The sequence below is a fragment of the Paratractidigestivibacter sp. genome, from assembly GCF_052362415.1.
In the GTDB taxonomy this organism is placed as follows: domain Bacteria; phylum Actinomycetota; class Coriobacteriia; order Coriobacteriales; family Atopobiaceae; genus Paratractidigestivibacter.
Genome location: NZ_DAWEMK010000001.1, coordinates 41407 through 49557, shown reverse-complemented (window position 1 = coordinate 49557; position 8151 = coordinate 41407). Strand labels below are relative to the sequence as shown.

Annotated in this window: 8 protein-coding genes; 7 read left to right on the top strand and 1 reads right to left on the bottom strand. The window is 65.9% G+C overall.

The annotated features are described in order from the left end of the window. The 6 genes from ACT84W_RS00315 to rpsJ all read left to right on the top strand — a co-directional run. Nucleotides 1-1902, top strand: a 1902-nt coding sequence (locus tag ACT84W_RS00315; protein WP_444327825.1) for an FAD-dependent oxidoreductase, incomplete at its 5' end; no start/stop codon positions are given. Between the two features lie 15 nt (nucleotides 1903-1917). After that, complete coding sequence (locus tag ACT84W_RS00310) at nucleotides 1918-2262, top strand: hydrogenase maturation nickel metallochaperone HypA (protein ID WP_432291232.1); 345 nt, start codon at nucleotides 1918-1920, stop codon at nucleotides 2260-2262. A 215-nt stretch (nucleotides 2263-2477) separates the two neighbouring features. Continuing rightward, nucleotides 2478-2849, top strand: coding sequence for a 30S ribosomal protein S12 (rpsL, locus tag ACT84W_RS00305; protein WP_417575980.1), 372 nt, complete (start codon nucleotides 2478-2480; stop codon nucleotides 2847-2849). A 48-nt stretch (nucleotides 2850-2897) separates the two neighbouring features. After that, entirely contained in the window at nucleotides 2898-3368 is a 471-nt protein-coding gene (rpsG, locus tag ACT84W_RS00300) for a 30S ribosomal protein S7 (protein WP_432291233.1), read from the top strand. A 19-nt stretch (nucleotides 3369-3387) separates the two neighbouring features. Further along, on the top strand, nucleotides 3388-5478 hold the full coding sequence (gene fusA, locus ACT84W_RS00295; RefSeq protein WP_417575982.1) for an elongation factor G: 2091 nt from the start codon (nucleotides 3388-3390) through the stop codon (nucleotides 5476-5478). A gap of 37 nt (nucleotides 5479-5515) precedes the next feature. Continuing rightward, nucleotides 5516-5824, top strand: coding sequence for a 30S ribosomal protein S10 (rpsJ, locus tag ACT84W_RS00290; RefSeq protein WP_417575983.1), 309 nt, complete (start codon nucleotides 5516-5518; stop codon nucleotides 5822-5824). Nucleotides 5825-6026: 202 nt separating this feature from the next. Here the strand turns inward: rpsJ and ACT84W_RS00285 are convergent, their stop codons facing one another. Further along, on the bottom strand, nucleotides 6027-6818 hold the full coding sequence (locus tag ACT84W_RS00285; RefSeq protein WP_444327824.1) for a biotin--[acetyl-CoA-carboxylase] ligase: 792 nt from the start codon (nucleotides 6816-6818) through the stop codon (nucleotides 6027-6029). 164 nt (nucleotides 6819-6982) lie between these two features. On the opposite strand from ACT84W_RS00285, the gene ACT84W_RS00280 reads away from it, so the two are divergent. Continuing rightward, a complete protein-coding gene (locus ACT84W_RS00280) occupies nucleotides 6983-7990 on the top strand; it encodes a 3-oxoacyl-ACP synthase III family protein (RefSeq protein ID WP_444327823.1) in 1008 nt (335 codons plus the stop codon). The last annotated feature ends 161 nt before the right edge of the window (nucleotides 7991-8151 follow it).

The window sequence follows — 8151 nt, the reverse complement described above, 5'->3', positions numbered from 1 at the left end:
TCTCAGCTGTTCAACACGCCGAACCTGAGTCGCTCTGCCTACGTTGCCCACGTCGACGAGGCCAAGTGCGTCGCGTGCGGGCGCTGCGTCGAGGTCTGCCCGGCCGGCGCGGCCAAGCTCGGCCAGAAGCTCCCGACCAAGAACGGGCGCGTTGCCTACCCCGTGCAGCCGCTCCCCGATGACAACCACTGGGGCGAGGAGGACTGGGACTGGGACTACAAGGACCACCATCGCATCGAGTGCCACGAGACCGGCACCGCGCCCTGCAAGGTCGCGTGCCCGGCGCATGTCCCGGTCCAGGGCTACCTGCGCATGGCTGCCGAGGGCCGCTACACCGAGGCGCTCGCGCTGATCAAGCGCGAGAACCCGTTCCCCGCCGTGTGCGGCCGGGTGTGCAACCGCCGCTGCGAGGCCGCCTGCACCCGCGGCACCGTCGACGAGGCCGTGGCCATCGACGAGGTAAAGAAGTTCGTCGCCGAGAAGGACCTCGACGCCGAGACCCGCTACGTGCCCGAGCCGACCATCCCCTCGATGCGCGGCCGCTTCTCTCAGAAGGTCGCCGTCGTGGGCGCCGGCCCGGCGGGCCTCTCGTGCGCCTACTACCTGGCCGAGCTGGGCTATGAGCCCGTCGTCTTCGAGAAGAACCCGCTGCCCGGCGGCATGATGACCTACGGCATCCCCGCCTACAAGCTGTCCAAGCAGGTCGTCGCCGCCGAGATCGACGTGCTGCGCCAGATGGGCGTCCAGATCCGCTGCGGCGTCGAGGTCGGGCGCGACGTGACCCTGGCCGGACTTCGCGAGCAGGGATTCTGCGCGTTCTACCTGGCCGTGGGCGCGCAGGGCGGCCGTATGGCGGGAGTTCCCGGCGAGGACGCGGCGGGCGTCGACACCGCGGTCGACTTCCTGCGCCGCGCGCTCGAGGACCCGGACCACGAGGTCCGCGGGACTACGGTGGTCGTCGGCGGCGGCAACGTCGCCATCGACGCGGCGCGCGTCTCGGCCCGCTGCGGCGCCTCTGAGGTGCACATGGTCTGCCTCGAGCAGCCCGGCGAGATGCCCGCCCTGCCCGAGGAGATCGCGGAGGCCAAGGAAGACGGCGTGAAGATCCGCTGCGGGTGGGGCCCCGAGTCCATCGAGGTCGACGACGGGCGCATCCGCGGCGTCTCGTTCAAGCGCTGCACCCGCGTGTTCGACGAGTCCGGGCGCTTCTCGCCGGTATACGAAGAGTCGGACACGATGTTCGTGCCCTGCGACAACGTGGTCCTCTCCATCGGCCAGAGCATCGAGTGGGGAGACCTGCTGGACAGCTCGCGCGTCGAGCTCGGGCGCGGCAGCGCGGCGGTCGCAAACCCGCAGACCTACCAGACCGCGGAGCCCGACGTCTTTGTCGGCGGCGACGACTTCACGGGCCCGAAGTTCGTCATCGACGCCATCGCCGCGGGGCATGAGGCGGCCGTCAGCATCCACCGCTACGCGCAGAAGGCGTCTTTGACCATCGGGCGCAACCAGCGCCACTACGTCGAGCTGGACAAGTCCGACGTGGTCGTGGACCCGAGCGGCTACGACCACGCGGGGCGCCAGCAGCCGAAGGTCGGCCGCGTCGCGCATGTGCTGCACGACTGGACCGACACCCGCCACACCTTCACCGAGGACCAGGTCAAGACCGAGTGCGCCCGCTGCCTCAAGTGCGGCGCGTCGATCGTGGACGCGAACCGCTGCATCGGCTGCGGCCTGTGCACCACGCGCTGCGAGTTCGACGCGATCCACCTGCGCCGCGACAACCCCGAGTGCTCCACGATGGTCCTCAGCGAGGACAAGATGAAGGCGATCCTGCCGCACGCGGCCAAGCGCGGTATCAAACTGCTGCTCCACGGCAACAAGACCAAGCCGGGAAAGAAGTAAAGGAGCCCCGGGACCGTGCACGAGCTGGGCATCGTCGTTCACCTTATAAAGATGGTCGAGGAGGTGGGGGAGGAGAACTCCCTCACCTCCGTGAGCCGCGTGACGCTCACGCTGGGCGAGGTCTCGGGCGTGGTGCCGCGCTACCTCACCGACTGCTGGCGCTGGGCCGCAGACAAAGAGGACCTCCTGCGCGGAAGCGAGCTCATCGTCGAGGAGGCGCCGGCGACCACGGTCTGCAACGCCTGCGGCAAGACCTACCCGACGGTCGCGCACGGCAAGGTCTGCCCGCACTGCGGCAGCGACGACACCGTGCTGCTCACCGGCGACCAGGTCGAGCTCACGAGCATCGAGGCGTGCTAGGCGCCGGCGGCGACCGGCTGGCCGAGGCCCTTCTTGCCATGCGTCGGCGCGTGTGTGAACTCCGTGTGAAATGGATACGCCCGGCTCCGTGGCGTTTTGACAACTGCTCGGGCACAAGCGTAAAGTTCATCGTCGCGTCAATCCGGGGCGGCGGTGCTGCGCGGCCCATGAATATCGTAAATCAGCACGTCGATAGGTATAAGAAGGAGAGAACTTTGCCTACTATCAACCAGCTCGTTCGCAACGGTCGCGTGAGCGTCAAGGCTAAGTCTAAGAACGCAGCCCTGCAGCACAACCCCCAGAAGCGCGGCGTCTGCACCCGCGTCTTCACCACCACGCCCAAGAAGCCGAACTCGGCTCTTCGTAAGGTCGCCCGTGTCCGTCTCGTCAACGGCATCGAGGTCACCGCTTACATCCCCGGCGAGGGCCACAACCTCCAGGAGCACTCCATCGTCCTGATCCGCGGCGGCCGCGTCCGCGACCTGCCTGGTGTGCGTTACAAGATCGTCCGCGGCGCCTACGACTGCGCCGCCGTCCAGAACCGCGCCAAGGCCCGTTCCCGCTACGGCACCAAGCGCCCGAAGTAAGACGACTTACACGCAAACACCCGCTCTTAGTTCTTAAGGAGATATCACATGCCGCGTCGTGCAGCAGCTAACCGCCGTGAGGTCCAGCCTGACGCCGTCTACAACAACCGTCTCGTGACCCAGCTCATCAACAAGGTCCTCCTCGATGGCAAGAAGGCCACCGCCGAGCGCATCGTCTACGGTGCCTTCAACCTCGTCGCCGAGAAGTCCGGCGAGGACCCGCTGGCCGTCTTCAAGAAGGCCATGGACAACATCCGCCCGACCCTCGAGGTCAAGCCGAAGCGTGTCGGCGGCGCCACCTACCAGGTGCCGATGGAGGTCAACTCCCGTCGCGCCACCACCCTCGCCATCCGCTGGATGGTCAACTTCTCCCGCGTCCGCAAGGAGAACTCCATGGCCGAGCGCCTCGCGAACGAGATTCTCGACGCCTCCAACGGCGTCGGCGCGTCCGTGAAGAAGCGCGAGGACCTCTTCAAGATGGCTGAGGCCAACCGCGCCTTCTCTCACTACCGCTTCTAGTCCGAGGGGATAACCACTTATGGCTAAGGCTAAGTACGAGCTCAGCAAGCTTCGCAACATCGGCATCATGGCCCACATCGATGCCGGCAAGACGACCACTACCGAGCGCATCCTTTACTACACGGGCAAGAACCACAAGATCGGCGAGGTCCACGATGGCGCCGCCACCATGGACTGGATGGTTCAGGAGCAGGAGCGCGGCGTGACCATCACCTCCGCGGCCACCACCTGCTTCTGGAAGGACCACGTCATCCAGATCATCGACACCCCTGGCCACGTCGACTTCACCGCTGAGGTCGAGCGCTGCCTGCGCGTCCTCGATGGTGCTGTCGCCGTCTTCGACGCCGTCGCCGGTGTCCAGCCGCAGTCCGAGACCGTTTGGCGCCAGGCCACCAAGTACAACGTGCCTCGCATCGCCTTCATCAACAAGTTCGACCGCGTCGGCTCCGACTTCGACCACGCGATCCAGACCATGAAGGACCGCCTGCACGCTCCCGCCGTCGCCGCCCAGATGCCCATGGGCTCTGAGGCCAACTTCTGGGGCATCATCGACCTCGTGACCATGACCGCTTGGGACTTCAAGGAAGACGCCAAGGGCATGATCTACCCCGAGCCGATGGACGAGATCCCGGCCGAGTTCGCCGACGAGGCGCAGGCCAAGCGCGACGAGCTTCTCGACGCCGCCTCCAACTACTCCGATGAGGTCATGGAGGCCGTTCTCGAGGACGCCGAGGTCCCCGTGGACGTCCTGAAGGCCGCCATCCGCAAGGGCGTTCTCGACAACGGCATCAACCCCGTCTTCGTCGGCTCCGCCTACAAGAACAAGGGCATCCAGGAGCTCCTCGACGCTGTCGTGGATTACCTGCCTTCCCCGCTCGACGTCAAGGAGATCGACGGCACCACGCCTAAGGGCGAGTCCGAGGTCCGTCACGCCGACGTCAAGGAGCCCTTCTCGGCCCTGGCGTTCAAGATCATGACCGACCCGTTCGTCGGCAAGCTCACCTACATCCGCGTGTACTCCGGTCACGCCGAGGCGGGCTCCTACGTCTACAACGTCACCAAGGACAACCGCGAGCGTCTGGGCCGCATCCTCGAGATGAACGCCAACGACCGTGTTGACCGTGAGGCCTGCTCCGCCGGCGACATCGTCGCCTGCGTCGGCTTCAAGAACACCACCACCGGCGACACCCTCTGCGACGAGAAGAACCCGATCATCCTCGAGTCCATCCAGTTCGCCGACCCCGTCATCGACGTCGCCGTCGAGCCCAAGACCAAGGCCGAGCAGGACAAGATGTCTGTGGGCCTCGCCAAGCTCGCCGAGGAGGACCCGACCTTCCAGGTCCACACCGACCACGAGACCGGCCAGACCATCATCGCCGGCATGGGCGAGCTGCACCTCGAGATCATCGTCGACCGCCTGCGCCGTGAGTTCAAGGTCGACTGCAACGTGGGTAAGCCGCAGGTCGCCTACCGCGAGACCGCCGGCCACGCCGTGCAGCACGCCGAGGGCAAGTTCGTCCGCCAGTCCGGCGGCCGCGGCCAGTACGGCCACGCCGTCATCGACATGGAGCCCAACGAGGAGGGCAAGGGCTACGAGTTCGAGAACGCCATCGTCGGTGGCGTCATCCCGAAGGAGTACATCCCCTCCATCGACAAGGGCATCCAGGAGGCGCTCGAGACCGGCGTCATCGCCGGCTACCCGGTTGTCGACATCAAGGTCAAGCTGATCGACGGCTCCTACCACGAGGTCGACTCCTCCGAGGCCGCCTTCAAGATCGCCGGCTCCATGGCCATCAAGGACGCGCTGAAGAAGTCCGACCCGGTCCTGCTCGAGCCCGTCGAGTCCGTCGAGGTCGAGACCCCCGAGCAGTACATGGGCGACGTCATGGGCAACCTGACCTCCCGCCGCGGCAAGATCGAGGGCATGGAGGACCGCTTCGGCTCCAAGGTCATCCGCGCCAAGGTGCCCCTGGGCGAGATGTTCGGTTACGCAACCGACCTCCGTTCCCAGACTCAGGGTCGCGCGAGCTACACCATGCAGTTCGACTCCTACGAGCCCGTCCCGAAGTCCGTCCGCGACGAGATCGTCGCCAAGAACGGCACCAACTAAACGACCCGAGCGTTAGCTCATTTACGGAGGTACCACAGTGTCTACCCAGAAGATCAGGATCCGCCTCAAGGGCTATGACCACGAGGTCGTTGATCAGTCCGCCAAGCTCATCGTCGACACCGCTCAGAAGACCGGTGCCCGCGTGAGCGGCCCCATCCCCCTGCCGACCGAGCGCAACCTCTACTGCGTCATCCGCTCGCCGCACAAGGACAAGGATTCCCGCGACGAGTTCGAGATGCGCACCCACAAGCGCCTCATCGACATCCTCGACCCGTCCTCCAGCACCGTCGACTCGCTCATGCGCCTCGACCTCCCCGCTGGCGTCGACATCGAGATCAAGCTCTAAGCTGATCGCATAGCGATGAATCAGGCCCCGCTGCCGTACCGCAGCGGGGCCTTTTTCTTTGTCTACCAACACTGGGTGACAGTCATTGCGTGCAGCTTTCTGTGACACCCATCACTGGGTGACAGTCATTGGCTGATGGGTGGCATCAAATGATGTGTGTTGCAAAAAGCTTCACGTGATGACTGTCACCCAGTGCTGGTCGTCAGTGGGCGAGGGGTCGGAGGGAGGCGAGCTCAAAGGGGAAGACGTGCGTGCCGTCGGCGCAGGCTATGATGGCACGGCCGTGGTCGTCGACGGCCTTGAAGCAGCCGCGCGCGAGCTCGGCGCCGTCGGGAGAGAGGGCGATTACTTCTCGCCCGAGCCACGCGACGTGGCCCAAATACTCGTCGAGCACGGGGGAGAGAGGCCCGAGGTTTTCCTTCCCGTTGCCCTTCCGCACACGCCTGAGCGTGCGGGCCCACCCGTCGACGCGGCCGACAACGGTCCCATGGACTGCTCTCAGCAGCTTGTCCACGGGCGGGACATCGCCGTTCAAGTCCATGAGGCTCACGGCGGGAAGGCCGCCGTCAGGCACCTCCGCCGGAGTATAGGCCACGTTGACGCCGATCCCCGCGACGGCGAAGGTCCTGCCCTCTTCGTCCTTGGCCGCCTCGATGAGAATCCCGCCGAGCTTCTTGTCGCGGGCATAGAGGTCGTTCGGCCACTTGAGGCGCACCTCATTGGCGAGGCCGAGAGCCTCGAGCTCCTCGTAGACCGCAAGGCCGCACACGGCGGCAAGCCCGCTCAGGTCTGTCGGCTCGACGTCGGGCCGCAGCACGATGGAGAGCAAGAGGTTTCCCTCGGTCGAGTCCCACTTGTGCCCGCGGCGCCCACGGCCGGCCGTCTGGCGCCGAGCCGCGAGCCCATAGCCGTGGGGAGCGCCTTCTTTACCCATCTTGAGCAGGTCGTCATTGGTGGAACCGGTGACCTCCACGATGTCCAGCTGGCTCTTCATGTGCCCTTCTTTCCAACCTGATGTTTGGATCCGAGACTTGTGAAGCAACTATGTCGAATGCCGTCTTCTGAAGTTGAGAACTCAACAACCAACAACCTAGGTTATTCTGTCAAAGCAATGTTAACAGGTCAACATTCGTTCGGCATAAAGGAGTTGCAAGGTCTTTGTCTTTCCAGATTCTGGGCACCGGCTCGGCGCTCCCTGCGCGCTCGGTGACGAACGACGAGCTCTCGGCGTTCCTTGATACTTCCGACGAGTGGATCTTTACCCGGACCGGCATAAAGAGCCGTCGCGTGTGCACCACCGAGACGCTTGACGACCTCGCCGTCGAGGCGAGCCGTCGAGCGATCGAGGCGGCGGAGGTTGACCCCACCGAACTCGACCTCATCGTCTGTTCGACCACGACCGGCGATCACCTGTTGCCGGCCGAGGCCTGCGCCGTTGCGGAGCGCCTGGGCGCGAGCTGCCCGGCCTTCGACGTGTCGGGCGCCTGCGCCGGGTTCGTCCTCGCGCTCGACGTCGCCGACGGCTACATCGCACGGGGGCGCGCCCGTCGCGTCCTCGTGGTCGCGGCAGAGCAGATGAGCCGCGTCCTCGACTGGACCGACCGCTCCACCTGTGTGCTCTTTGGCGACGGGGCGGGCGCGGCCGTCATCGAGGCGCCCGACGCTCCGAGCGCGGCCTGCGCTGCCGGCTCCACCGTCGCGAGCCCCGCTCCGAACCCGCTCTCCATGCGCTTCACGACCGATCCCTCCGTCGCGGTCCTCAACGTCCCCGGCGTCGCGGGTACCTCCCCGTTCGCGGAGGCGCCGCGGCGGGCGAGCGTCCTTTCCATGGACGGCCGTCGCGTGTTCCGCTTCGGCGTCGCCACCATCTGCGACGCCGTCGAGGCGATGGCGTCCGATGCCGGCGTCGCGGTCGCTGACATCGACCACCTGGTCTTCCATCAGGCCAACGAGCGGATCCTCGCCGCGGCGATCAAGCGCCTCGGCATCGACGGCTCGCGCGTGGTCCGCACCCTGCGCGACACCGGCAACATCTCGAGCGCCTGCATCCCGCTCGCGCTCGATCGCCTCGCCCGCGCGGGCGAGCTCAAGGGCGGCGACCTCGTTGCCCTGGTCGGCTTCGGGGCCGGCCTCGACATCGGCGCATGCCTGCTCCGCTGGAAGTAGGTTTCGCATAGCAAGCTCCAAACGCACGTCTTTGCACCAAAGCCAACAAAGAAACCCCAGAACAAAGGAGACCACCATGGCCGATACCAGCACCTTCGAGCGCGTCTGCGACATCATCCGCGACAACGCCGGCGCCGACGACGTCGAGCTCAAGCCCGAGA